The organism is Pseudomonas sp. FDAARGOS_761, from assembly GCF_013343155.1.
In the GTDB taxonomy this organism is placed as follows: domain Bacteria; phylum Pseudomonadota; class Gammaproteobacteria; order Pseudomonadales; family Pseudomonadaceae; genus Pseudomonas; species Pseudomonas aeruginosa.
The window spans coordinates 1,089,040-1,112,257 of the sequence record NZ_CP054572.1; the positions used below are offsets into that span (position 1 = coordinate 1,089,040).

At 64.0% G+C, this 23,218-nt stretch carries 24 protein-coding genes; 13 read left to right on the top strand and 11 right to left on the bottom strand.

Features of this window, described 5'->3' with window-relative positions:
* The first annotated feature begins 151 nt into the window (after positions 1 to 151).
* The 7 genes from pirR (at position 152) to mazG (ending at position 10,445) form a co-directional block, all read left to right on the top strand.
* Complete coding sequence (gene pirR, locus FOC67_RS05140) at positions 152 to 871, top strand: response regulator transcription factor PirR (RefSeq protein WP_009316375.1); 720 nt, start codon at positions 152 to 154, stop codon at positions 869 to 871.
* Complete coding sequence (gene pirS / locus FOC67_RS05145) at positions 871 to 2,208, top strand: sensor histidine kinase PirS (RefSeq protein ID WP_003120716.1); 1,338 nt, start codon at positions 871 to 873, stop codon at positions 2,206 to 2,208. Before pirR ends, pirS begins: the two co-directional genes overlap by 1 nt.
* Positions 2,209 to 2,443: 235 nt before the next feature.
* On the top strand, positions 2,444 to 4,672 hold the full coding sequence (gene pirA, locus FOC67_RS05150) for a TonB-dependent siderophore receptor PirA (RefSeq protein WP_003117107.1): 2,229 nt from the start codon (positions 2,444 to 2,446) through the stop codon (positions 4,670 to 4,672).
* Between the two features lie 249 nt (positions 4,673 to 4,921).
* Complete coding sequence (cysM, locus tag FOC67_RS05155) at positions 4,922 to 5,821, top strand: cysteine synthase B (protein ID WP_003086037.1); 900 nt, start codon at positions 4,922 to 4,924, stop codon at positions 5,819 to 5,821.
* 8 nt (positions 5,822 to 5,829) lie between these two features.
* On the top strand, positions 5,830 to 7,182 hold the full coding sequence (gene rlmD / locus FOC67_RS05160) for a 23S rRNA (uracil(1939)-C(5))-methyltransferase RlmD (protein ID WP_009315336.1): 1,353 nt from the start codon (positions 5,830 to 5,832) through the stop codon (positions 7,180 to 7,182).
* 84 nt (positions 7,183 to 7,266) lie between these two features.
* Positions 7,267 to 9,510 (top strand): GTP diphosphokinase, encoded by a 2,244-nt coding sequence (relA, locus tag FOC67_RS05165; protein ID WP_003086042.1) that lies wholly within the window; start codon positions 7,267 to 7,269, stop codon positions 9,508 to 9,510.
* Between the two features lie 104 nt (positions 9,511 to 9,614).
* The gene (gene mazG, locus FOC67_RS05170) at positions 9,615 to 10,445 is read left to right on the top strand and encodes a nucleoside triphosphate pyrophosphohydrolase (protein WP_003086045.1); all 831 of its coding nucleotides are present in this window, start codon (positions 9,615 to 9,617) and stop codon (positions 10,443 to 10,445) included.
* A gap of 42 nt (positions 10,446 to 10,487) precedes the next feature.
* Here the strand turns inward: mazG and lpxO2 are convergent, their stop codons facing one another.
* The gene (lpxO2, locus tag FOC67_RS05175; RefSeq protein WP_003140793.1) at positions 10,488 to 11,426 is read right to left on the bottom strand and encodes a lipid A hydroxylase LpxO2; all 939 of its coding nucleotides are present in this window, start codon (positions 11,424 to 11,426) and stop codon (positions 10,488 to 10,490) included.
* A gap of 232 nt (positions 11,427 to 11,658) precedes the next feature.
* Between lpxO2 and FOC67_RS05180 the strand changes: the two genes are divergently transcribed.
* Positions 11,659 to 12,198, top strand: a complete 540-nt coding sequence (locus FOC67_RS05180) for a DUF2058 domain-containing protein (protein ID WP_003086049.1) — start codon at positions 11,659 to 11,661, stop codon at positions 12,196 to 12,198.
* A gap of 187 nt (positions 12,199 to 12,385) precedes the next feature.
* Positions 12,386 to 13,714, top strand: a complete 1,329-nt coding sequence (locus FOC67_RS05185) for a Wzz/FepE/Etk N-terminal domain-containing protein (protein ID WP_009315337.1) — start codon at positions 12,386 to 12,388, stop codon at positions 13,712 to 13,714.
* A gap of 40 nt (positions 13,715 to 13,754) precedes the next feature.
* Here the strand turns inward: FOC67_RS05185 and FOC67_RS05190 are convergent, their stop codons facing one another.
* The 4 genes from FOC67_RS05190 to FOC67_RS05205 form a co-directional block, all read right to left on the bottom strand.
* The gene (locus tag FOC67_RS05190) at positions 13,755 to 13,946 is read right to left on the bottom strand and encodes a hypothetical protein (protein WP_003112587.1); all 192 of its coding nucleotides are present in this window, start codon (positions 13,944 to 13,946) and stop codon (positions 13,755 to 13,757) included.
* Positions 13,947 to 14,039: 93 nt separating this feature from the next.
* Positions 14,040 to 14,366, bottom strand: a complete 327-nt coding sequence (locus FOC67_RS05195; RefSeq protein WP_009315338.1) for a Rho-binding antiterminator — start codon at positions 14,364 to 14,366, stop codon at positions 14,040 to 14,042.
* 5 nt (positions 14,367 to 14,371) lie between these two features.
* Complete coding sequence (locus tag FOC67_RS05200; protein ID WP_003086057.1) at positions 14,372 to 14,626, bottom strand: DUF2024 family protein; 255 nt, start codon at positions 14,624 to 14,626, stop codon at positions 14,372 to 14,374.
* Between the two features lie 11 nt (positions 14,627 to 14,637).
* Complete coding sequence (locus FOC67_RS05205) at positions 14,638 to 14,871, bottom strand: thioredoxin family protein (protein WP_003086058.1); 234 nt, start codon at positions 14,869 to 14,871, stop codon at positions 14,638 to 14,640.
* Between the two features lie 115 nt (positions 14,872 to 14,986).
* Between FOC67_RS05205 and FOC67_RS05210 the strand changes: the two genes are divergently transcribed.
* A complete protein-coding gene (locus FOC67_RS05210; protein WP_009315339.1) occupies positions 14,987 to 15,547 on the top strand; it encodes a MarR family winged helix-turn-helix transcriptional regulator in 561 nt (186 codons plus the stop codon).
* Between the two features lie 53 nt (positions 15,548 to 15,600).
* Here the strand turns inward: FOC67_RS05210 and FOC67_RS05215 are convergent, their stop codons facing one another.
* From FOC67_RS05215 to purM, 3 genes are read right to left on the bottom strand one after another with little or no spacing between them, the layout of a single operon-like run.
* On the bottom strand, positions 15,601 to 16,317 hold the full coding sequence (locus FOC67_RS05215) for a DUF3108 domain-containing protein (protein WP_003086061.1): 717 nt from the start codon (positions 16,315 to 16,317) through the stop codon (positions 15,601 to 15,603).
* Entirely contained in the window at positions 16,310 to 16,978 is a 669-nt protein-coding gene (purN, locus tag FOC67_RS05220; RefSeq protein ID WP_003086063.1) for a phosphoribosylglycinamide formyltransferase, read from the bottom strand. Before purN ends, FOC67_RS05215 begins: the two co-directional genes overlap by 8 nt.
* Positions 16,978 to 18,039: a phosphoribosylformylglycinamidine cyclo-ligase gene (gene purM, locus FOC67_RS05225; protein WP_003109942.1), complete on the bottom strand. Its 1,062-nt coding sequence runs from the start codon at positions 18,037 to 18,039 to the stop codon at positions 16,978 to 16,980. The genes purN and purM overlap by 1 nt, the downstream gene beginning before the upstream one ends.
* Positions 18,040 to 18,252: 213 nt before the next feature.
* On the opposite strand from purM, the gene FOC67_RS05230 reads away from it, so the two are divergent.
* Both FOC67_RS05230 and hda read left to right on the top strand, forming a co-directional pair.
* Complete coding sequence (locus FOC67_RS05230; protein ID WP_003123220.1) at positions 18,253 to 19,290, top strand: DUF2066 domain-containing protein; 1,038 nt, start codon at positions 18,253 to 18,255, stop codon at positions 19,288 to 19,290.
* Between the two features lie 201 nt (positions 19,291 to 19,491).
* Entirely contained in the window at positions 19,492 to 20,196 is a 705-nt protein-coding gene (hda, locus tag FOC67_RS05235; RefSeq protein WP_003102398.1) for a DnaA regulatory inactivator Hda, read from the top strand.
* A 198-nt stretch (positions 20,197 to 20,394) separates the two neighbouring features.
* Here hda and FOC67_RS05240 read toward each other — a convergent pair whose 3' ends face one another.
* The 3 genes from FOC67_RS05240 to arsC are packed head-to-tail and all read right to left on the bottom strand — an operon-like array spanning position 20,395 to position 21,762.
* Entirely contained in the window at positions 20,395 to 20,814 is a 420-nt protein-coding gene (locus tag FOC67_RS05240; RefSeq protein WP_003086072.1) for a DUF2069 domain-containing protein, read from the bottom strand.
* A gap of 1 nt (position 20,815) precedes the next feature.
* On the bottom strand, positions 20,816 to 21,412 hold the full coding sequence (gene wrbA, locus FOC67_RS05245) for an NAD(P)H:quinone oxidoreductase (RefSeq protein WP_003102394.1): 597 nt from the start codon (positions 21,410 to 21,412) through the stop codon (positions 20,816 to 20,818).
* Positions 21,409 to 21,762, bottom strand: coding sequence for an arsenate reductase (glutaredoxin) (gene arsC, locus FOC67_RS05250; protein WP_003109944.1), 354 nt, complete (start codon positions 21,760 to 21,762; stop codon positions 21,409 to 21,411). Before arsC ends, wrbA begins: the two co-directional genes overlap by 4 nt.
* A gap of 124 nt (positions 21,763 to 21,886) precedes the next feature.
* On the opposite strand from arsC, the gene FOC67_RS05255 reads away from it, so the two are divergent.
* Positions 21,887 to 23,122 (top strand): YihY family inner membrane protein, encoded by a 1,236-nt coding sequence (locus FOC67_RS05255; RefSeq protein WP_009315340.1) that lies wholly within the window; start codon positions 21,887 to 21,889, stop codon positions 23,120 to 23,122.
* Positions 23,123 to 23,218 lie beyond the last annotated feature (96 nt).

The following is a 23,218-nucleotide window of genomic DNA, read 5'->3' on the forward strand; positions in this document are numbered from 1 at the left end:
CGCTCCCCGGCCATACGTTTACCCCGCGCAGTTTAGCGGGTCGCGGAAGGGGAATCTGCACCGATGTGCGCAGCCCGGCGGATTCGGCTTGCGACGAAGCGGAAAGATCGTGAATACTGGCACGATTGCTAATCAATCTTATTTGGCTGCCATGCTCCCATCCCTGACGCCCGACCCCCGACTGCTGGCCATCGAGGACGATCCGACACTGGGCGCACATCTGTTCCAGCACCTCAATGGCAGCGGTTTCGAGGTGACCTGGTGCCGAGACGGGGAAGAGGGGTTGGCGGCTGCGCGCAGCGGCGCCTATGACCTGATCCTGATGGACATCATGCTGCCGGGGCGCGATGGCCTCGAGATTCTTCGCCAACTCCGCCAGGAGCAGGCGCTGCCGGTGATCCTGATGTCGGCCCTGGGCGCCGAGCAGGACCGCATCGCCGGGTTCAGCCAGGGCGCCGACGATTATCTGCCGAAGCCTTTCAGCCTGGCCGAGCTGCGGGTACGCATCGATGCCATCCTGCGTCGGATCGCCCTGGAGCGGGGGGGCGCGCCGGGCCGCTGCGCCGAACCGCTGGCGCGGCCCTCGCTGCAATTCTCTGCCGATGTCTGCGATGTCAGCCTTGGCGAGCGGTTCGCCGGCCTGACGCCGACCGAATACCGCCTGCTGGAAACCTTCCTCGCCGCGGAAGGCGAGACCCTGACCAAGGCCTTCCTTTACCAGCATGTCCTGCACCGCGGTCATACCCAGCATGATCGCAGCCTGGACATGCACGTCAGTCACCTGCGGCGCAAGCTGCAACGCCTCGGTTACGCCGGTCACCAGTTGCATACCGTCTGGGGCAAGGGTTACGTCCTGACACCGGCGCCATGATGCCCAACCGCCATTCGCTGTTCTGGCGCCTGGCCCTGGTGCTGGTGGCGTTCTTCCTGCTATCGGTATGGCTGTCCTGGACCTGGGGACGTAGTGCTGAACTGAAGGGTTACTACCTGTCCGCCGAAGCCCGCTCCGCCTTGGCGGATTATGCGCGGCGAGCCGAGCGTGCCTGGCTCGACGATGGCCGCGAGGGCATCGACCGTTGGCTGGCCGAGCCGCGCCAGCGGGCGCTGGACTGGGTGGTCGTGCTCGACGGACGGCTGCAATCGCTGGGCAGTCGTCCGCTCACCACGGAGGAAGCCGAGCGCCTGACTTTCCTGCGGGGCGTCGACTGGCCGATGAGCTCCCGCTCGTTGTCGCGGCCGTTCATCAGCCTGCGCTTCCCCGAACATCCGGAGCAAGGCCGGGTGGTCCTGCGTCTTCCCGCCGAGTTCGTCCCTCCCGGCTTGTCGCCGGCCAAGCGCCTGGTCACCCATGGCCTGGTGCCGGCCGGGCTGGCCCTGCTGCTGGGAGTGTTGCTGTATCGGCGCTGGATAGTGCCGCTGGGACGCCTGCGAGCGCAGGCCAATGCCCTGCGCGGCAACGACCTGACGGCGCGTACGCAGGCAGAGATCAGCCGGCGCAGCGACGAGCTGGGCGATCTGGGGCGGGCGTTCGACCATATGGCCGAGCGACTCGACGAGCACATGGTGTTGCAGCGCCAACTGCTCCGCGATCTCTCCCACGAGCTGCGCACGCCGCTGGCGCGCCTGCAGGTGGCGGCAGAGGGCACGCTGTCCGCGCAGCTCCTGCGCGAGCGCCTGGAGCAGGAGGTACAGGGCATGCAGCAACTGGTGGACAACACCCTGGAGCTGGCCTGGATGGACACCGAACGCCCGGTATTGGCGCTGGAGGACATTTCCATCCCGGCGTTATGGGACCTGCTGGTGGAGAACGCACGCTTCGAAAGCGGCTGGGCCGCCGAGCGGTTCCGCAGCGATCTGCCCGAGGATTGTGTCGTGCGTGGCAACCTCAATGCACTTGCCCAGGCCCTGGAGAACCTGCTGCGCAACGCCATCCGGCATTCGCCGGAGGGCGGCGTGATCCGCCTGCATGGTCGGCGCGAAGGAAGTTGCTGGTGGCTTTGCCTGGAAGACCAGGGCGAGGGTGTGGCCGAGCACCAGTTGGAGACCATCTTCCGCCCGTTCACCCGACTGTCTTCGGCACGTACCGGCAAGGGCTTCGGCCTGGGACTGAGCATTGCCCGTCGCGCCGTGGTGCTCCAGGGCGGCCGCCTATGGGCGGAAGCCGCCGATCCGGGGCTGCGCCTGTGCCTGGTGCTGCCTTCTGCCTAGCGAGGCGCAGGTGCCTTTACATTTTACCTAGATGTAAATGATCTTTACTCTCTTTTGTGAATGATTATCATCCGTGCCGATCTCCTCGGCCGGCCTTGTTCCGGGTCTGCGCCCTGTCCTACCCGTGCCGAGACGTCACCCGCGCAACGCCGGCGACCCAGGCTTCAGAAAAAACGTCAACGTATCCCTCGTGGCTCGCCTGCTACCCGTTTTCCCTCGACAGGAGTAGTCACGCATGTACCCCCAATTCCGTCGCGGCCATCTCGCCGCTGCCGTCCTTTTCGCTTCATCGAGCCTGCTGGGCGGGCAGGCCCTGGCCGAGGACGAGCGCCTGGAAGAACTGGACGAACGCGCCGAATCGGTGGTCCAGCTGGGTGACGAGGTGGTGCTGGGCACCGCCGAACAGGAACTCAAGCAGGCACCGGGGGTATCCATCATCACCGCCGAGGACATCAGGAAGCGCCCGCCGGTGAACGATCTCTCCGAGATCATCCGCACCATGCCCGGGGTCAACCTCACCGGCAACAGTTCCAGCGGCCAGCGCGGCAACAACCGGCAGATCGACATCCGCGGCATGGGGCCGGAGAACACCCTGATCCTGGTCGACGGCAAGCCGGTCAGCTCGCGCAACTCGGTACGCTACGGCTGGCGTGGCGAACGCGACACCCGCGGCGACAGCAACTGGGTGCCGCCGGAGGAGGTCGAGCGCATCGAGGTCCTCCGTGGGCCCGCGGCGGCACGCTACGGTTCCGGCGCGGCGGGCGGGGTAGTCAACATCATCACCAAGCGCCCGACCGATCGTTTGCGTGGCTCCATGACGGTGTTCACCAACATTCCGGAAAGCTCCAAGGATGGCGCCACGCGCCGCGCCAACTTCAGCCTCAGCGGGCCGCTGACCGAAGCCTTGAGCTTCCGCGCGTACGGCAGCGCGAACAAGACCGATTCGGACGATACCGACATCAACCTCGGACATACCGTCAACCCGAGCCGTACCGTGGCCGGACGCGAAGGGGTACGCAATCGCGATCTCAGCGGGATGCTGTCGTGGCAGGTGACCCCCGACCAGGTCGTCGATTTCGAAGCGGGCTTCAGCCGACAGGGCAACATCTATGCCGGCGATACCCAGAACAACAACGGCACCGCCAATACCCAGGGACTCGCCGACGACGGTGCGGAGACCAACCGCATGTATCGCGAGAACTACGCCATCACCCACAACGGGACCTGGTCGTTCGGTACTTCCAGGTTCGTCGCCCAGTACGACTCCACCCGCAACAACCGTCTGGAGGAGGGGCTGGCCGGTTCCGTCGAGGGGCAGATCGGCGCCGACCGTTCGTTCAGCACCAGCAAGCTGGAGAACTATCGCCTCAGCGGCGAACTCAACCTTCCGTTGCATGCGTTGTTCGAGCAGGTGCTGACGGTGGGCGCGGAGTGGAACAAGGAAACCCTCAACGACCCGTCCTCGCTCAAGCAGGGCTTCGTGGGAAGCGATAGCCTGCCGGGGACCCCCGCGGCCGGCTCGCGAAGCCCGAAAAGCAAGGCGGAGATCCGGGCGCTGTACGTGGAGGACAATATCGAACTGCGCCCCGGCACCATGCTCACCCCCGGGCTGCGCCTGGACGATCACAGCGACTTCGGCCTGAACTGGAGCCCGAGCCTGAACGCTTCCCAGACGCTCGGCGAATACTTCACGGTCAAGGCCGGTATCGCACGGGCCTTCAAGGCGCCCAACCTGTACCAGAGCAACCCGAACTACCTGCTCTATACCCGTGGCAACGGCTGCCCGATCCAGACCAGCAGCGGCGGCTGCTACCTGGTCGGCAACGAGAACCTGGACGCCGAGACCAGCGTCAACAAGGAACTGGGCATCGAGTTCCGGCGCGATGGCTGGGTCGCCGGGCTCACCTACTTCCGCAACGACTACAAGAACAAGATCGTCGCGCCGCTGGATGTCATGGGACAGACCGGGACCGGTAACAACATCCTGCAATGGAGCAACGCGAAGAAGGCGGTGGTCGAAGGCCTGGAAGGCAACCTGCTGGTCCCCCTGCACGAGGACCTGAGCTGGAGCACCAACCTGACCTATATGCTGCAATCCAAGGACAAGGACACCGGCAACCCGCTTTCGGTGATCCCCGAGTACACCCTGAACTCGACCCTGGACTGGCAGGCCAGCGAGCGTCTTTCCACCCAACTGACCAGCACCATCTACGGCCGCCAGGAGCCGCCGAAGCATGGCACCAGCCGCAACACGCCGGTGGTCTCGCGAAAAGAGGTGGGTACCTATGGCATCTGGGGCGTCAGCGCCGGCTACACCTTCAGCGAGAACCTGAGCGTACGGGGCGGGGTAAGCAACCTCTTCGACAAGCGCCTGTACCGCCAGGGCAACTCCTTCGACGCCGGCGCGGCAACCTACAACGAGCCGGGTCGCGCCTACTACGTTTCGATGACCACCTCGTTCTGATCGCCGCGGCCAACGTGCTTTCACCGGCAGGCGCAACGCCTGTCGGACCTTTCTTTGGCGTTGGTCAGGCATCGGCTGTCCAACGCCAGGTTTTCTCTTCGGACGCCTCTGGTCATCGCATCGCATGCCGTTTCGGGCGGTCTTTCGGCTGAATCGGCATGCATGACCGGATATTGCGGTGCTAGGGTCCGGCCCCAGTTTCCCGGTATCATGCTCAGCCTTTACCGTCAGTGCCGAACGAGTGCCTCCATGACCGTGCAGTACCCGACTATCGCCGACTGCGTTGGCAATACCCCTCTGGTGCGTCTGCAGCGCCTTCCCGGGGAAACCTCCAATACCCTGCTGGTGAAGCTCGAAGGCAACAACCCCGCGGGATCGGTGAAGGACCGCCCGGCCCTGTCGATGATCAGCCGTGCCGAACTGCGCGGCGACATCCGCCCCGGCGATACGCTGATCGAGGCTACTTCCGGCAACACCGGCATCGCCCTGGCCATGGCGGCGGCGATCAAGGGTTACAAGATGATCCTGATCATGCCGGACAACTCCACGGCTGAACGCAAGGCGGCGATGACCGCCTATGGCGCCGAGCTTATTCTGGTCAGCAAGGAAGAGGGCATGGAGGGCGCGCGCGATCTGGCCGACAAGCTGCAGCGCGAAGGCCGCGGCAAGGTCCTCGACCAGTTCGCCAATGGCGACAACCCGGAAGCCCATTACCACAGCACCGGCCCGGAAATCTGGCAGCAGACCGGCGGCAGCATCACCCATTTCGTCAGCTCCATGGGCACCACCGGGACCATCATGGGCGTATCGCGCTACCTCAAGGAGCAGAACCCGGCGGTGCAGATCGTCGGCCTGCAACCCATGGAAGGCTCGGCCATCCCGGGAATCCGACGCTGGCCGCAGGAATACCTGCCGAAGATCTATGACGCCAGTCGCGTCGACCGGGTCGTCGACATGCACCAGGACGAAGCCGAGGACATCATGCGCCGGCTGGCCCGCGAGGAAGGCATCTTCTGCGGCGTGTCCTCCGGCGGGGCGGTGGCGGCGATGCTGCGCCTGTCCCGCGAACTGGAGAATGCCGTGCTGGTGGCGATCATCTGCGACCGCGGCGACCGCTACCTGTCTTCCGGCGTCTATGACCCGCGCTGAGCATGTCCATGGCCAGAAATAAGGGCGGGCTGCGCTTCCAGCCCAGCGGTGGTGCGCGCGGTCCCGCGATACCGGTAGGCAAGAAGCAGCGCCTGACCATCGAGCGCCTGGCCCATGACGGCCGAGGTATCGCCCACGAGGCGGGGATGACCTGGTTCGTCAGCGGCGGGCTGCCTGGCGAGGAACTTGAGGCACGGGTGCTGGGCGCGCGAAGCAAGGTGGTCGACGCGCGCAGCGAGCGCCTGTTCAGCAGTAGCGACCTGCGTCGCCGCGAGCCCTGCACTGTAGCGGGTCGCTGCGGCGGCTGCACCCTGCAGCACCTGGAACACGGCGAGCAGTTGGCCCTGAAGCAGCGTACCTTGCAGGAGCAGTTGCAGCGTTTCGCCGGGATCGAGCCGGAAGAATGGGCCGCCCCCCTGGTCGGGCCCGAATTCGGCTATCGGCGCCGCGCTCGGATCGCCGTGCGCTGGGATGCCAGGGCGCGGCGTCTGGATGTCGGCTTCCGTGCCGCGGCCAGCCAGGAGATCGTCGCCTTCGATGAGTGCCTGGTCCTGGTGCCGCCTTTGCAAACGATTGCCCGTGCCCTGCCTGCTCTTCTGCAGGACTTCCGCAAGCCGGAAAGCATCGGCCACGTGGAACTCTTCCATGGCACGGCCAGTGCATTGCTGTTGCGGCATACGACTGCCCTGGTCGACGAGGATCGCCAGCGCCTGGCCGCTTTCTGTTCCGCACACCAGGCCCAGCTCTGGCTGCAAGGTGCGGAACAGCCCTTGCCGGTGGAGCCGGCCGCCGAACTGGGCTACTCCTTGGGTGACTGGCAACTGACTCTGGCGTACCGACCCGGAGACTTCGTCCAGGTCAATGCGCCGGTGAACGAGTCGATGATCCGCCAGGCCCTTGACTGGCTGGCACCGACCGCCGACGAGCGGGTCCTCGACCTGTTCTGCGGGCTGGGCAATTTCTCCCTGCCGCTGGCGCGCCGGGTGGCGCGGGTAGTCGGGGTGGAGGGCGTGGCGGCGATGGTCGAGCGGGCAGGCGCCAACGCGCTGGCCAATGGCCTTGGCAACGCGCACTTTTTCCAGGCCGACCTGTCCAAAGCGCTTGCCGAAGCGCCCTGGGCGGAGCAAGGTTTTACCGCTGTGCTGCTCGATCCGCCGCGCGACGGCGCGTTCGAGGCGGTACGCGAAATGAGTTCTCTGGGTGCCCGGAGGGTAGTCTATGTATCCTGCAATCCGGCGACCCTGGCGCGCGATGCTGGCGAAATGGCCAGGCAGGGCTATCGTCTGAAGCGCGCCGGAATCCTCGATATGTTTCCGCAGACCGCACATGTCGAGGCCATGGCTTTGTTCGAGGCAGGCTAGGATGCCTGCGTAATCCGACCAGCCCGTTCGAAGGCTGGCGCAGTCATCGGTGGGCTACGCGCACCGTGGTAAAGGGTAGGCAAGATGGTACAGGTGAGAGCGCACCAGCCGGTCAACACCGACGGCAGTATCAACCTCGAGGCCTGGCTGGACCACGTCCAGAACCTCGTCCCCGGGCTCGATCGTCAGGGCTTGCTGGAGGCTTGCGAGTTCGCTCGCGAATCCGAGCAGCGAGCGATCGCCGCACAGAACTCCTGGGCAGAAGGCACGTCCAGCTTCCAGACCGGACTGGAAATCGCCGAGATCCTCGCGGACCTCAAGCTGGATCAGGAGTCCCTGGTCGCCGCGGTCATCTATCGAGGCGTGCGGGAAGGCAAGATCACCCTGGAAGCGGTCAACAAGCATTTCGGGCCGGTGGTGGCCAAGCTGATCGAGGGCGTGCTGCGCATGGCCGCAATCAGCGCCAGCCTCAATCCGCGCCATTCCATGGTGCTGGGTACCCAGGCGCAGGTGGAGAACCTGCGCAAGATGCTGGTGGCGATGGTCGACGACGTTCGCGTCGCTCTGATCAAGCTGGCCGAGCGCACCTGCGCCATTCGCGCGGTGAAGAATGCCGACGAGGAAAAGCGCCACCGCGTCGCCCGGGAAGTCTTCGATATCTACGCGCCGCTGGCCCACCGCCTGGGCATCGGGCATATCAAGTGGGAGCTGGAGGACCTGTCCTTCCGTTACCTCGAGCCCGACCAGTACAAGCAGATCGCCAAGCTGCTGCACGAGCGCCGGCTGGATCGCGAGCAGTACATCGCCAACGTGATGAGCCAGTTGAAGGAAGCTCTCGCGGCCACCGGCGTACAGGCCGATCTCAGCGGACGGGCGAAACACATCTATTCGATCTGGCGCAAGATGCAGCGCAAGGGCCTGGACTTCAGCCAGATCTACGACGTTCGCGCCGTGCGCGTGCTCGTTCCGGAGATGCGCGACTGCTACACCGCGCTGGGCATCGTGCATACCCTCTGGCGGCACATTCCCAAGGAATTCGACGACTACATCGCCAACCCCAAGGAAAACGGCTATCGCTCGCTGCACACCGCAGTGATCGGCCCCGAGGGGAAGGTGCTGGAAGTACAGATCCGTACCCACTCCATGCACGAAGAGGCGGAGCTCGGAGTCTGCGCGCACTGGCGCTACAAGGGGACCGACGTCAAGGCCAGCTCCAACCATTACGAGGAAAAGATCTCCTGGCTGCGCCAGGTGCTCGAATGGCACGAGGAACTGGGCGACATCGGTGGCCTGGCGGAGCAACTGCGGGTCGATATCGAGCCGGACAGGGTCTACGTCTTCACTCCCGACGGCCATGCCATCGACCTGCCCAAGGGCGCGACCCCGCTGGATTTCGCCTATCGGGTCCACACTGAAGTCGGGCACAACTGCCGCGGGGCGAAGATCAACGGACGCATCGTGCCGCTGAACTACAGCCTGCAGACCGGCGAGCAGGTCGAGATCATCACCGGCAAGCACAGCGGTCCGAGCCGTGACTGGCTGAACAGCAACCTGGGCTACGTCACCACCTCCCGGGCGCGGGCGAAGATCGTCCACTGGTTCAAGCTACAGGCGCGGGACCAGAACGTCGCTGCCGGCAAGGCCCTGATCGAACGCGAGCTGTCGCGCCTGGCGCTGCCGCCGGTGGATTTCGACCGGCTGGCGGAGAAGGCCAACGTGCGTACCGCCGAGGATATGTTCGCCGCTCTCGGCGCCGGCGACCTGCGCTTGGCGCACCTGGTCAACTATGCCCAGCAACTGGTCGAGCCGGACCGCGACAGCGAGCAACTCGAACTGATCCCGCGCAAGCCGAGCAAGATCGGCCACGGCAAGCGCGGCGACGTGCAGATCCAGGGTGTCGGCAACCTCCTGACGCAGATGGCCGGCTGCTGCCAGCCGCTGCCGGGAGATCCCATCGTCGGCTACATCACGCTGGGCCGTGGGGTCACCATCCACCGCCAGGATTGCGCCACCGCGCTGCAACTGGCGGGACGCGAACCGGAGCGGATGATCCAGGTCAGCTGGGGGCCGGAGCCGGTTCGCACCTATCCGGTGGATATCGCGATCCGTGCCTATGATCGTTCCGGCCTGTTGCGCGACGTGTCCCAGGTGCTGCTCAATGAGCGGATCAACGTTCTGGCGGTGAATACCCGTTCGAACAAGGAAGACAACACCGCGACCATGCAACTGACCATCGAGATTCCCGGTCTGGACGCTCTTGGACGCCTGCTGGCGCGCGTTTCGCAACTGCCCAACATCATCGAGGCGCGGCGCAACCGTACGCCTTGAGGCGAGGCGGAAACAGGCAACGGGCGCTCGCAGGCTGCCCGTGGCCTTTTCGTTTCCGGAAAGGGCAGAATGCCCGGACCGTTCACTGAAGACCCGAGATACCCATGTACCGACTCGACGACCTGCTCCACCTCATGGCGCGCCTGCGCGATCCCGAATTCGGCTGCCCCTGGGATCTCCAGCAGAGCTACGCGACCATCGTCCCGCACACCCTGGAAGAAGCCTACGAAGTAGCGGACGCCATAGAGCAGGGGGACTTCCCGCAATTGCGCGAGGAACTGGGCGACCTGCTGTTCCAGGTGGTCTATTACAGCCAGTTGGCTCGCGAAGAGGATCGCTTCGCTTTCGACGAGGTGGTGGACGGCATCACCCGCAAGCTGATCCGTCGGCATCCCCACGTATTCCTCGATGGCGATCTCTATGGCAAGCCCGATGCGGCGAAGCTCGCCGAAGCGGCGGTCAAGCAGCGCTGGGAAGAACTGAAGGCCGAGGAGCGTGCCGCCAAGGCCAAGGAGCCGCAGCAGTTGTCGCTGCTGGATGACGTTCCTGTCGCCCTGCCGGCGTTGTCACGGGCGGCGAAGCTGCAGAAGCGCGCGGCGCAGGTCGGTTTCGACTGGCCGGAAGCGCTGCCTGTGGTGGACAAGGTTCGCGAGGAGCTGGACGAAGTCCTCGAGGCGATGGCAGAGGGTGACGAGGGTGCCGTGGGCGAGGAGGTTGGCGACCTGCTGTTCGTCGTGGTCAACCTGGCCCGGCATCTCAAGGTCGATCCGGAGGCTGCTCTGCGCCAGGCCAACGGCAAGTTCGAGCGGCGATTCCGGTTCATCGAGCGGAACCTGCGCGAAGCCGGCCGGAAAGCCGAAGAGTGTTCGCTGGAGGAACTGGACAGCCTCTGGGGTGAGGCCAAGAAAGCGGAGAGGAGCGCGCCCGGCTGTTAATGGGAAAATTACCGTGGCAGCCGGGCTGCCACGGCATCTGAATCAGCCGAAGATCCAACGATAGAGGATGACCAGCAGGATCACCGCCAGCACCGGGCGGAGGACTCGGTAGGCCTTCGGGTAGGCGCGTTTGAAGCGCTTCACCTGGGCGCCGATGGCATTGCCGCCGCGAATGGCGACCGAGTAGGCCTGGTTGATGCTGCCGACGCGTTCGCCTTCGACGTTCTGCGGTGCGGTCGCACGCCCGAGAATGCCGCTGATCCAGCGATTGAGCCGGGTCAGCAGGCGGGAACGGAGCGGCCGCTCGATATCGCAGAAGAGAATCACCCGGGTCTGCTCGGTCTCGTTCTTCACCCAGTGGACGAAGGTTTCGTCGAACATCACGTCTTCGCCATCACGCCACGCGTAGGGCTGGCCGTCGACGTAGATGCGGCAGTTGTCCGAATTCGGCGTGGACAGGCCGAGGTGATAGCGCAGTGAGCCGCCGAAGGGGTCGCGGTGCGGATTCAGGTGGCTGCCGCCGGGAAGCAGGGTGAACATCGCGCCCTTGACGTTGGGGATGCGGCTCACCAGCTCTACGGTCTTCGGGCAGAGCTGCTGGGCGGAGGGCAGCGGGCCGTCGTACCAGGTCAGGTAGAAGCGCTTCCAGCCTTTCTTGAAGAACGAGCCGAAGCCGGCTTCGTTGTTGTTCAGGGCAGCCCGGATATAACCCTCGTCGAACAGGTTGAGGGCTTCTTCGCGGATGGTTTGCCAATTGTTCTTCAGTTCGTCCAGCTCCGGAAAACGGCTGCGATCCAGATAGGGCTTCGAGGGGACGCTGGAGAACAGGTACATCAGCGAGTTGTAGGGGGCGAACCAGGCGGAGTGGTTGACCAGTTGACGCAGGAAGGGCAAGCGCGCGCGCCCACGGAAATGGACGAACAGGACGCTGGCGACGAACAGGCCCACCAGAGTGACTTTTACCAGGAGAGAAACGCTCATGCCTTGCTTTCCATGCCTTCGATATCAGGGGCCGGGAGGAGTGCCTGCGGGTGCTCGGGACGGTAGGGAGGGGTCTCCAGGGCATGCGTGGCAGTTTGCGAGCCGCCGAGACTTGCGTTGAGGCGGCTGAGGCTGGAGGATTATACCCCCTGCGAGGGCCGGCTGAACCCCAGTCGGCTGGAAGATTATGCCGCACCCCACCGGGCGTGCCACGCGAGCGAGTCGTTGACGAATGAGCATGTCATTGCGTGACCAGTTGCTGAAAGCCGGGCTGGTCAATGAGAAACAGGCCAAGCAGGCCACCAAGCAGAAACAGAAACAGCAGCGCCTGGAGCACAAGAACCAGGTCGACAAGGACGACTCCCAGCGCCAGGCGGCGGAGCAGGCCAAGGCGGAAAAGCTGGCGCGCGACCAGGAATTGAACCGCCAGCAGCAGGAAAAAGCCGAGAAGAAGGCCAAGGCCGCGCAGATCAAGCAACTTATCGAAGGGACGCGCCTGCCCAAGCTGGAAAGCGACGACTACTACAATTTCGTCGACGCCAAGAAGGTCAAGCGGATCGCGGTCAACGACCTGATCCGCGACAAGCTGAGCCGAGGCAGCCTGGCTATCGTCAGCTATGACGGACGCTACGAGATCGTGCCCCGGGATGCGGCGGTGAAGATCCAGGAGCGCGATCCGCGGCGGGTGGTGCTGCTCAACGTACAGAGCCAGGAGCCGGACGAAGACGATCCCTACAAGGACTATGTGGTGCCCGACGATCTCATGTGGTGAGGTCCGCATCCGGAGTGTCGCTTGACCGGTACGGATGCCGGTCAACTACCAATTCTGGAATGCGAAGCAGTTCTAAAATAACTACCGATGATTTCGTTTCGATAGCATAATGCTTTTCCTCAGAAATCTCCTACGGCTGCCTTTGCGTGCATCTGTGGGCTAGCCGCCTATCGAAAAGGACGTTGGTATGCCTTCCTCACAGCTTCCGGGGGCTTCGCCCTCGGAGATCGATATCGTTCAGCTGTTCCAGCAATTGTGGGCGTCGAAGTGGCTGATAGCGCTGATCGCGGCCTTGGCGACCGCCGCTGCGCTCGCCTACGCGCTGTTGGCCGTTCCGACCTACCAGGTGGATGTCCTGTTGCGGCCGATCCAGACCAAGGCCCTGGAGGCTGTCAATGTCAAGGGGCTTTATGCCCTGACTCCGCGGGAAGCGCTGGATCGCGTCGGCAACGAGCTGGCAGCCTACTCCGGCAGGCTGGAGTATTTCGAAGCCCATCCAGAGCTATTCCAGCAATTGAACGCCGAGGGTCTGTCCCCCGAGCAGGCTTTCTGGAAGTTCAACCAGGATGCCTTCAGCATGCAGCAGACGGACTTGAAGAAGGACCCCCAGGCGGCGCCTTTCTTCCGCTTGTCCATGCAGTATCCCCAGGGCATGGATGGTGCCGCCATTCTCAACGGCATGCTCGCGTCGACCATCGAGAACGAGCGCCAGCGAATCCTGGACGACCTCCAGGCACGTATCGACGGTCGCCTGCAATTCCTCGAGCAGGATATCGAAGGCAAGCGTGCCAGTTACCAGGCTAGCAAGGAAGGCAAGATCGCCCGGTTGCTGGAAGCGGACAGCATCCGGCGGGCTGGCTTGGAGGATGAGCTCAGGGCGTTGCGCGGGCGGCTGAAGATGGTGCGCGACTCGCGTATCCAGCAGCTCAACGAAGCCATCCAGATCGCCACGCGGCTGGGGATCGTCAAGCCGACGACCCCGGGCGCACTGGGAGAGGTCGGGCAGGATGGCTCGCGCAGCGTTTTCCGCACCGAGGTGAATAACCAGCAGATTCCCCTGTATTTCATGGGTGTCGATGCCTTGACCGCCGAGCGCGATACCTTGCTCAAGCGCAAGGGCGATGACTTCACCGAGCCCCGCGTGGCGAAGATCCAGCAGGAGCTGAAGCAGCTGGAGAACAACCGTGAAGTGCAATACCTGCAGGCTCGAAAGGGCGAGGAGCGTTTCTTCGAAAACATCGACAAGCTGCGTGGAGAGCAGGCGCGTCTACAGACCTTGAGGGCAAGTGACCTTAAGATCGAACTGGTACGGGTCGACCAGAAAGCTGCAACGCCTCTGAGGCCGATCAAGCCACGCAAGGCCCTGGTGGTGGCCTTGGGCCTCCTGGGTGGGCTGGCGCTCGGCGTGCTGGTGGCTCTGGTTCGGGCGATGTTGCGTGCCCCACGGCAACGGGTACAGGAAGATAGCCTGCCGCCGGGAGTCGTCAGCCTCGACCGGAGCCTTTCCGGGACCTGAGACCAAAGGTGCGCCCCCGAAGTACGCGGGGGCGCATGGTTCAGGCCGATTCACCTATCTGCCGCAGTTCTTCTTCTTTCTCCAGCTTGATCCGATAGGCGTGGGCGTCATCCTCGTTATGGAAGACGCCAACCAGCAGTCCCTGCTGATGCACGTCCCAGCAGCGGCGGCCAAGCGCACGCAGCTCGCGGGATTTGTGGTCATCGTCACGCTCGGTCACTGTCACACTCATCTTTTCTGCTCCAGGGTTGATCTGCATCAAGGCAAATCCAGCCTATTTCAATAGCAGGCTAATCAAATAGCCCTGGAATTGAGAAAAACCTTTTCAGTTTCCAAGGTGTGAAGATGGCATGCCGGATGCTCTGGAACAGGCCTCTTCCCTCAGGCGTATGCGGCCGAACAAGGCCGCTTCCGTGAGGGCGCTAATCGCCAACAGGCGATCCAGGCGCAGCAGCAGAGTCGCTCCTTCGACGGCCACCTCAAGGTATTCCTCCTTGCCGCCGCCTGGCCGAACGGCCCGGGTATGCGTCGTGCGCGCCTCGGCTTCGAAGCGAACACCGTCCTCGAGTTCGAGGAGCAACCGGTAGCGGTAGAGGCAGGCGATCTCCAGGTAGTCATGGAGATCGCAGGCGATCGGGTGGTAGCTGTCCATTGGCCTCAACAGCCTTCCAGGGGAAGGATGTAATGGCCATGGAGCCGAATGGCTTCGGCAACCTCTGCTGTCGCAATCTCGCTATGGCAGTAGCTGCAATGCCCCTGGCTGATATCGGCCTCGTCTATGCCTCTTCCGGCGAGCCAGCGTCGAGCGAACTCGCCGGCGCGAGCCCCCAGCTCCTCCGTGACCAGGACATCGAAGTGCAGGTAGCGGCCGTCGCGGGTTCGCACATGGGTGTCGAAGATCTTCACCTCCATGGCCGTTCTCCTTATTTCAGATCGCTGAGCGCCGCACCGAAGTTAAGGTGCAGTACCTGTCCGTCGACAACCAGGGCAGGAACCGACTTGACCCCGGCCTTTTCCGCCTCGGCGATGCGTGCCGATTGTTCGGCGAGATGGACCACTTCGATGTCCACCTGCTTGCGATCGAGCAATGGCAGCAAGGAACGTTCGGCTTCGACACAGATTGCGCAGCCGGCGTGGTAGTAGATGGCTTTGGTCATGCTGATTCTCCTGTAGGAATTTAGTATCGATACGATACTTTTTCAGCCTAAACAAGAGGTGACCTCTTTGTCAAACATGTTTTTAGTCGATACTATATTGGCAAGGAGGTATCCCATGTCCGCCATCGCCCTTTACGATTACCTGGAAAGGCTGACCAGCCTGATGCGTGCCTGGTCCCGCGAGCAGCCGCTGGTGGCTGAGCTGCAGCCGGTGCAGTTGAGCGCCTTGCATTACCTGGCGCGTTGTAATCGCTATTCGGATACTCCGCTGGGCGTGACCGAATACCTCGGCTTGACCAAGGGCACAGTGTCGCAATCGCTCAAGGTGCTGGAAGGGCGGGGGCTGATCAGCAAGCTGCCGGATGCGCGGGATCGGCGCAGCGTTCATCTGCGGCTGACCGATGCGGGGCGCGCGCTGATCGAGGCGGTGATTCCGCCGCAGTTCCTCGAGCAGGCCGTCACGGCACTGGGCGAGAAGGGCGAACACTTGCAAGGCTTGTTGCGTGATCTTCTGGTCATCATCCAGCGTCAGGAGGATGTGCCTGGTTTCGGCCTTTGTCGGTCCTGCCGGTTCCATCAACGGCGTGCGGGTTCGCCCTTCTGCGGTCTAACCGGGGAGCCGTTGAGCGCTGTCGATGCCGAGCTGATCTGCCGCGAGCACCAGGCCTGCGGCTGACCCGCGGGCAATAAAAAACCGGGCAATGGCCCGGCTTTTCGTGGGAGAGGGGGTCAGCTCTTTTCGCCAGTGACGGTCTTGCCGTCGATGGTGCCTTCCTTGAGCATGATCTGGTATTCCTTGCCGTCGGTTTCCATCTGGTACAGGCGGACCAGCAGGTAGTCCCAGTCCTTGGCGAACCAGAGGATGGTCTTGCGGTTGCTCTTGCCCGGATCACGCACGCGCTCGACCTTGATCGCGTTGATCAGGCCGGCCTGGGTGCGTACCTTTTCCTCGCCGAGAACCCGGAAGTCGTAGGTATCGACATCCTCGCCCTCGATGATCTGGTAGCTCATGCTCTTCTTGCCGTCGGCAACGTCATGCTGCAGGACCAGTTGATAGGTGGACTTGTCCAGTTGACCGCGATTCAGGGGTTGCCGCACCGCATCGCCGCGGTCGCTGCCGAGCACCTGCTTCTGCGACCAGTCGAAGTCCAGTTCGATCTGCTTGCCTTTGCCCAGACCTTGGCGGGCGAAGCGGTAGGTCTGTGGCAGGAAGGTGTCGTTCTCGACCTTGAAGGTGCTGACTTCGTTGAGACTGGCCAGCAGCATGGAGGCCTCGAAGTCCAGTTGCCAGCGGCCGTCGCCGAGAGCCTTCAGGCTGCGGGAGGCATTGCCGCTGATGGGCATCTGTTTCCAGTCGGCGGTATAGCTGGCGGTGAACGGCTTCAGCTCGAAGGCATAGGCCGGCAGGGTCAGCAGCGTCAGCAGGAACAGCATGGCTTTACGCATTGCGAATCTCCTTGGTGCGAATCTGATGGCCGGTGGCAGGCAGGGCCTGGCCATCCAGCAGGGCGCCCTGTTCGCCCAGGCGCAAGCGGCCCTCGGCGAACCAGCGCATGGCCAGCGGGTAGATCCGGTGTTCTTCCTCGTGAACCCGTCTGGCCAGGCGTTCCGGCGTATCTTGCGACTCTACCGGGATTACTGCCTGTACGACCAGTGGCCCCCCATCGAGTTCCTCCGTCACGAAGTGCACGCTGCAACCGTGCTCGCGGTCGCCGGCTTCGAGGGCGCGTTGATGGGTATGCAGCCCTTTGTGGCGCGGCAGCAACGAGGGATGGATATTCAGCAGTCGCCCCTGGTAATGGCGAACGAAATCGGCGCTGAGGATGCGCATGAACCCGGCAAGGATCACCAGGTGCGGTTCATGGGCATCGATCCGTTGTGCCAGGGCCTGGTCGAAGCTTTCGCGATCGGCATAGGCCTTGTGATCGAGCACCTCGGTCTGGATGCCGGCCTGGCGCGCGCGTTCCAGGCCATAGGCGTCCGCGCGGTTGGAGATCACCGCGCGGATCCGGGCCGGCGTGGCGCCCTCCCGGAGGCTGTCGATCAGCGCCTGCAGGTTGCTGCCGGAGCCGGAAATAAGCACCACGACATTGCAGAGTTTCGGCATCAGTGGTTTTTCAGATTGTTCAGGACCACGCGCTCGGCGTCCGCGCCGCAGGTTTCGATGCGACCGATCTGCCAGGGTTGCTCGCCGGCGGCACGCAGGACTTCCAGGGCTTTCTCGGCGTCGCTCTGGGCCACGCAGATGACCATGCCGACGCCGCAGTTGAGTACGCGATGCATCTCGGTCTCGTCGACGTTGCCCTGTTCCTGCAGCCAGTCGAATACCGCCGGACGGTTCCAGCTGGCGACATCGATCACGGCCTGGGCGTTGTCCGGCAGGACGCGCGGGATGTTGTCCAGCAGGCCGCCGCCGGTAATGTGAGCCATGGCCTTGACCGCGCCGGTCTGCTTGATCAGTTGCAACAGCGGCTTGACGTAGATGCGGGTCGGCGCCATCAGCAGGTCGGCCAGCGGCTTGCCGTCGAGTTGGACCTGCTCGATGTCGGCGCCGGAAACCTCGATGATCTTGCGGATCAGGGAGTAGCCGTTGGAGTGCGGGCCGGAGGAGGGCAGGGCGATAAGCGCGTCGCCGGCCTGGACCCTGGAGCCGTCGATGATCTCGGCCTTTTCCACGACGCCGACGCAGAAGCCGGCCAGGTCATAGTCTTCGCCTTCGTACATGCCGGGCATTTCGGCGGTCTCGCCGCCGACCAGGGAACAGCCCGCCAGTTCGCAACCGGCACCGATGCCGGTGACTACGGTGGCGGCGACGTCGACGTTGAGCTTGCCGGTGGCGTAGTAGTCGAGAAAGAACAGCGGCTCGGCGCCGCAGACCACCAGGTCGTTGACGCACATCGCCACCAGGTCCTGGCCGATGCTGTCGTGCTTGTTCAGGTTGAGCGCCAGGCGCAGCTTGGTGCCCACCCCGTCGGTGCCGGATACCAGCACCGGCTGCTTGTAGCCGGCCGGGATTTCGCAGAGGGCGCCGAAGCCGCCGAGGCCGCCCATCACTTCCGGGCGTGCGGTGCGCTTGGCCACGCCTTTGATGCGTTCCACCAGGGCTTCGCCGGCGTCGATGTCCACACCAGCGTCCTTGTAGCTCAACGAGGGTTGCTTGCTGCTCATAAATCCAGGCCTATAGGGGTAATTCGGAGATCGGCCGGCCGCCCAGGCGTGCAACGCTGTTTGCCGGTTTTGAAGGCGCGCGATTTTATCAGGCTTGCCACGCAGCGGCCATCTCGGTTGCCGCTGGACGGACTGCTGTTTAAGGTATAGGTCCACTTGCGCGGCCCTCACAGCTCGTCGCCGCCGTTCCCATCCGTTCGTCGAGAGCCCTCCATGCGCATAGCCCGACTCTTCGTTCTCTGTTTTTCCCTGCTAGGCTTGCCCGTCTTCGCGGCAACGGTCCCCAATCTCTACCAGGTCCACGAGCCGGTTTCGTCGCAGCAGCCCGGGGAGCGCGATGCCGGACTGGTGCGAGCCCTGCAGACCCTGCTGGTGCGCCTGACCGGCAATCCGCAGGCGCCGCAGAACCCGGCATTGGCGGGGTACCTGAAGGATCCGCAGCAACTGATCAGCCAGTACGCCTTCGAAAATGGTCCGCCGCTGGCGCTGGTGGTCGATTTCGATCCAACCGCCACCGGTAATGCGCTGCGTGCCGCCGGCCTGCCGAGCTGGGGCGCCAACCGCCCGGCGGTGCTGGCCTGGTGGCTGAACGAAAGCGCCGATGGCAGCACCCTGGTCGGTGACAACCAGGCCTCGGCCGAACCGCTCAAGCGTGCGGCGCAGAACCGCGGCTTGCCGTTGCGCCTGCCTCTGGCGGATCTCGACGAACAGATCGTCGGTACCCCGGAGAACCTCACCGCCGCCCAACCCGATGCCCTGCGCGCAGCCTCCGAGCGTTATGCCGCCGATGCCTTGCTGGCAGTGGACGCCAAGGAGGCGGACGGCAAATGGCAGGCGCAATGGCGGCTGTGGATGGGCGATTCGCGGGAGCAAGGCCAGGCTGAAGGCGCTACGCCCGACGCGTTGGCAGACAGCGTGATGCTGGCCGTCGGCAACCGCCTGTCCACTCGTTTCGTTGCCACGCCGGGAGCGGCGACCGGCCTGACCCTCCAGGTCCAGGGCGCGACACTGGCACGCTATGCCGAGTTGCAACGCCTGCTCGATCCGTTCGGCGCGCGTCTGGTAGGCGTGCGGGGCGATCGCCTCGACTATTCCGTGAAGGCCAGTCCCGAGCAATTACGTGCCCAGCTGGGCCTGGCGCAGTTGCAGGAAATCCCGGCCGACAGCGTACCGCTGGATGCCTCCGGCCAGCCCGCAGCGCCCAGCGCGGCGGTGCCGTCGTCGTCCCAACTGAATTTCCGCTGGCAGTGAGTCGGCGCGCCGATCCGCTCCTATGCAACGGAGCGGGCCGGCGCGCGACCGGCCGATGCTCTGGGCAAGGAGCCTCGGCTATCGGCAAACCTTTGATTTTGCTTGCCTAGTTGCTCATTGTGCGGCCTTGCCGAGGCGTATAAACTTTGCAGCCTTTACGGTGACTCCTGCGGCGTTTTCGGATTGTCCGCCCAGCCTGGCATGAAACCTATTCAGCTTCCCCTCAGTGTGCGTCTGCGCGACGACGCCACCTTCGCCAACTACTATCCCGGTGCCAATGCCGCGGCACTGGGATATGTCGAGCGTTTGTGCGAAGCCGAGGCTGGCTGGGCGGAAAGCCTCATCTACCTCTGGGGACACGACGGCGTCGGTCGCAGCCACCTGTTGCAGGCGGCCTGCTTGCGTTTCGAGCAGTTCGAAGAGCGAACCATCTACCTGCCGATGGCAGATCTGGTGCAGTACGGCCCGGAAATCTTCGACGATCTCGAGCAGTGCGAGCTGGTCTGCATCGACGACCTGGATGTGCTGGTTGGCAAGCGAGAGTGGGAAGAGGGGCTGTTCCACCTGTTCAATCGACTGCGCGATACCGGTCGGCGCCTGCTGCTGGCGGCATCGAAGTCGCCCCGGGAGCTGCAGGTCAAGCTGCCGGACCTGAAGTCCCGCCTCACCATGGCGCTGATCTTCCAGTTGCACGGTCTTTCCGACGAGGACAAGCTTCGTGCCCTGCAACTGCGGGCATCCCGTCGTGGCTTGCATCTGACCGATGAAGTCGGTCGTTTCATCCTCAACCGCGGTTCGCGCAGCATGAACTCTCTGTTCGATCTGCTGGAGCAACTGGATCGCGCTTCGCTCCAGGCTCAGCGCAAGCTGACCATTCCTTTCCTCAAGGAAACCCTCGGCTGGTAAGCGTCGACAGTCCGTCGGCGAACTCCCGCATGGCCGTGCCGCAGTCCTTGGGTTTCGCTTGCGGCAGGAAGTGACCGCCTTCTATCCGTCTCTCCATCCATGCGCCGGCAATACCGGAGCGCTGGCTGTCCGCAGGCTTACCGGCGGTCGGCACTGGAAAGCGGCGCAGGCAGGGCAGGAGGGGCTCCTGCCTTACCATCAGCGTTCCCCGGCGACCCTTCGGTCGTACTGGAATCGCCAGCGCGTATAGAGCAGCGCGGCGCAGAACAAGGTCACGCTGAGTAGCACTTCGGCCCAGCCGAACAGGCGCTGCGTGGGATCGAAGGCGGCGAGTACGCCGAGGATGAAATACAGGTTGACCACGTAGCAGGCCCAGGCATGCCCGCGCGCGCTGCCCATGAGCAGTCCGGGGGCCACCACCAGCAGCGGCAGCAGCTTGAAGGCGAGGACCAGCCAGGGCACCCAGCTCGCCGCACCATGGGCGTCCGCGTAGATCAGGTCGCGAATGAGGATGAGCAGGACCAGGCCGACGAAGCTTCCCAGGCTGATGGCGCGGCTGAGCGCCAGGCGCGGCTGCAGCCACGCTACTTCGGGCAGCGGTTTGTTCTTGCGGGCCATTTCAACTCCCCAGCTTGCCGGCGGTTTCCGCCAGGCGTTTGCCCAGCGCGCGACACAGGGTCAGTTCGTGCTCGTCGAGGCTGCGCTTGCCATCGGCGCCGGCGAAGTGGCTGGCGCCGTAAGGCGTGCCGCCGCCGCGGGTTTCCAGCAGGGCGGGTTCGCTGTAGGGAATGCCCAGGACCAGCATGCCGTGGTGCAGCAACGGCAACAGCATCGATAACTGAGTGGTCTCCTGGCCGCCGTGCAGGCTGGCGGTGGAGGTGAAGACCGCTGCCGGCTTGCCGACCAGGCCGCCGGTCAGCCACAGGCTGCTGGTACCGTCGAGGAAGTATTTCAGCGGGGAAGCCATGTTGCCGAAGCGGGTCGGGCTGCCGAGGGCCAGGCCTGCGCAGTTCTTCAGGTCCTCCAGGGTTGCGTACAGCGCCCCCTCCGCGGGGATGTCCGGGGCGACCGCTTCGCATTCGGTGGATACCGCGGGAACCGTGCGTACGCGCGCCTCGAAGCCGCCTTGTTCGACACCACGGGCGATCTGCCGGGCCATTTCCGCGGTAGCGCCATGGCGACTGTAGTACAGCACCAGGATGTAGGGACTGCTCAAGCGAGGATCTCCAGGACTCTTTCCGGAGGCCGGCCAACCACCGCCTTGTCACCCGCGACCAGCACCGGACGCTCGATCAGCTTCGGATGTTTGGCCATTGCCTCGATGATGGCCTCTTCGCCAAGACTGGGCTCATCCAGGCCGAGGGCCTTGTATTCGTCCTCCCCGGTCCGCAGCAACTGGCGGGCGGGAATGCCGAGCTTGGCCAGGATCGCTTTCAGCTCGGCGGCGCTCGGCGGGGTCTCCAGATAGCGCACCACTTGCGGTTGCAGGCCGCGGGCTTCGAGCAGTTCGAGCGCTGCGCGGGATTTCGAGCAGCGCGGATTGTGCAACAGGATCAGTTCGCTCATGTCAGGGGTCGCATGGCCGGTGAAGTGACGGCTATTCTAACCGCCTCGTCGACCAGGACTGAACCCGTCGGCGCGAAGTACCGCCCCGAGAGGCGAAGAACCGGCGCGACTTCAAGGAGAGGGCATGCGCGAACATTTCAACGATGGGGTCGAGTTCGCTCGCTTCCTCGCTCATCGCTTCGTCACCGACAAGGCTCCCAACAGCGCGGCGGCGCTGACCTACACCACGTTGTTCGCGGTAGTGCCGATGATGACGGTGATGTTTTCCATGCTTTCGCTGATTCCGGCATTCCATGGCATGGGCGAGTCGATCCAGACTTTCATCTTTCGCAATTTCGTGCCTTCCGCTGGAGAAGCGGTGGAAACCTACCTGAAGAGTTTCACCACCCAGGCCCGGCACCTGACCTGGGTCGGGGTGGTCTTTCTGGCAGTCACCGCCTTCACCATGCTGGTGACCATCGAGAAAGCCTTCAACGAGATCTGGCGGGTTCGCCAGCCACGCCGGGGTGTCGGGCGGTTCCTCCTCTACTGGGCGATCCTCAGCCTGGGCCCATTGTTGCTGGGGGCCGGCTTCGCCGTGTCCACCTACATCACTTCGCTGTCGCTGCTCCATGGCCCGGACGCGTTGCCGGGCGCGGAGACGCTGCTAGGGCTGATGCCGCTGGCGTTCAGCGTGGCGGCCTTCACCCTGCTCTATTCGGCGGTCCCGAACGCCCGGGTCCCGGTGCGCCATGCCCTGATGGGCGGCGTGTTCACCGCGGTACTGTTCGAAGCCGCGAAAACCCTGTTCGGGCTGTACGTAAGCCTGTTTCCCGGCTACCAGTTGATCTACGGTGCCTTCGCCACCGTGCCTATCTTCCTGCTGTGGATCTATCTTTCCTGGATGATCGTTCTGTTCGGCGCGGTGCTGGTCTGCAATCTCTCTTCTTCCCGTCTCTGGCGGCGGCGCTCGCTGCCCAAGCTGATCGTTCTGCTCGGCGTGCTGAGGGTGTTCCACCAGCGCCAGCAGCTTGGACAGTCGCTACGCCTGACCCACTTGCATCGTGCGGGTTGGCTGTTGCCCGAGGATGAGTGGGAGGAACTGCTGGACTTTCTCGAGAAGGAGCAGTTCGTCTGCCGCGCCGGCGGCGGCGAGTGGGTGCTGTGCCGGGATCTTGGCGCCTACAGTCTGCATCGCTTGCTGAATCGCTGCCCCTGGCCCATGCCTAGCCGAGAGCGCATGCCTGCGAATCTGGACGAGGCGTGGTATCCGCCGTTCCAGCAGGCGATGGAACGCTTGCAGGTGGAGCAGGAGGCGCTGTTCGGAGAAAGCCTGGCCCACTGGCTGGCGGACGGAACCTCGGGAGCGAAGGTGACGTAAAGTGTCAGTTTGCGGCGAACGATGTGCATGAGGCGCTGCATTCTGCCGGAGGAATCCCAGCAAGCGCAGGGAAAGCGCTGTTGGCACGCTTCTGGC

Excerpts from the sequence above, each read along its gene's own strand:
- pirR (WP_009316375.1), top strand. The coding sequence starts at position 152 with ATGCTCCCATCCCTGACGCCCGACCCCCGACTGCTGGCCATCGAGGAC.
- pirS (WP_003120716.1), top strand. The coding sequence starts at position 871 with ATGCCCAACCGCCATTCGCTGTTCTGGCGCCTGGCCCTGGTGCTGGTG.
- pirA (WP_003117107.1), top strand. The coding sequence starts at position 2,444 with ATGTACCCCCAATTCCGTCGCGGCCATCTCGCCGCTGCCGTCCTTTTC.
- cysM (WP_003086037.1), top strand. The coding sequence starts at position 4,922 with ATGACCGTGCAGTACCCGACTATCGCCGACTGCGTTGGCAATACCCCT.
- rlmD (WP_009315336.1), top strand. The coding sequence starts at position 5,830 with ATGGCCAGAAATAAGGGCGGGCTGCGCTTCCAGCCCAGCGGTGGTGCG.
- relA (WP_003086042.1), top strand. The coding sequence starts at position 7,267 with ATGGTACAGGTGAGAGCGCACCAGCCGGTCAACACCGACGGCAGTATC.
- mazG (WP_003086045.1), top strand. The coding sequence starts at position 9,615 with ATGTACCGACTCGACGACCTGCTCCACCTCATGGCGCGCCTGCGCGAT.
- lpxO2 (WP_003140793.1), bottom strand. The coding sequence starts at position 11,426 with ATGAGCGTTTCTCTCCTGGTAAAAGTCACTCTGGTGGGCCTGTTCGTC.
- FOC67_RS05180 (WP_003086049.1), top strand. The coding sequence starts at position 11,659 with ATGAGCATGTCATTGCGTGACCAGTTGCTGAAAGCCGGGCTGGTCAAT.
- FOC67_RS05185 (WP_009315337.1), top strand. The coding sequence starts at position 12,386 with ATGCCTTCCTCACAGCTTCCGGGGGCTTCGCCCTCGGAGATCGATATC.
- FOC67_RS05190 (WP_003112587.1), bottom strand. The coding sequence starts at position 13,946 with ATGAGTGTGACAGTGACCGAGCGTGACGATGACCACAAATCCCGCGAG.
- FOC67_RS05195 (WP_009315338.1), bottom strand. The coding sequence starts at position 14,366 with ATGGACAGCTACCACCCGATCGCCTGCGATCTCCATGACTACCTGGAG.
- FOC67_RS05200 (WP_003086057.1), bottom strand. The coding sequence starts at position 14,626 with ATGGAGGTGAAGATCTTCGACACCCATGTGCGAACCCGCGACGGCCGC.
- FOC67_RS05205 (WP_003086058.1), bottom strand. The coding sequence starts at position 14,871 with ATGACCAAAGCCATCTACTACCACGCCGGCTGCGCAATCTGTGTCGAA.
- FOC67_RS05210 (WP_009315339.1), top strand. The coding sequence starts at position 14,987 with ATGTCCGCCATCGCCCTTTACGATTACCTGGAAAGGCTGACCAGCCTG.
- FOC67_RS05215 (WP_003086061.1), bottom strand. The coding sequence starts at position 16,317 with ATGCGTAAAGCCATGCTGTTCCTGCTGACGCTGCTGACCCTGCCGGCC.
- purN (WP_003086063.1), bottom strand. The coding sequence starts at position 16,978 with ATGCCGAAACTCTGCAATGTCGTGGTGCTTATTTCCGGCTCCGGCAGC.
- purM (WP_003109942.1), bottom strand. The coding sequence starts at position 18,039 with ATGAGCAGCAAGCAACCCTCGTTGAGCTACAAGGACGCTGGTGTGGAC.
- FOC67_RS05230 (WP_003123220.1), top strand. The coding sequence starts at position 18,253 with ATGCGCATAGCCCGACTCTTCGTTCTCTGTTTTTCCCTGCTAGGCTTG.
- hda (WP_003102398.1), top strand. The coding sequence starts at position 19,492 with ATGAAACCTATTCAGCTTCCCCTCAGTGTGCGTCTGCGCGACGACGCC.
- FOC67_RS05240 (WP_003086072.1), bottom strand. The coding sequence starts at position 20,814 with ATGGCCCGCAAGAACAAACCGCTGCCCGAAGTAGCGTGGCTGCAGCCG.
- arsC (WP_003109944.1), bottom strand. The coding sequence starts at position 21,762 with ATGAGCGAACTGATCCTGTTGCACAATCCGCGCTGCTCGAAATCCCGC.
- FOC67_RS05255 (WP_009315340.1), top strand. The coding sequence starts at position 21,887 with ATGCGCGAACATTTCAACGATGGGGTCGAGTTCGCTCGCTTCCTCGCT.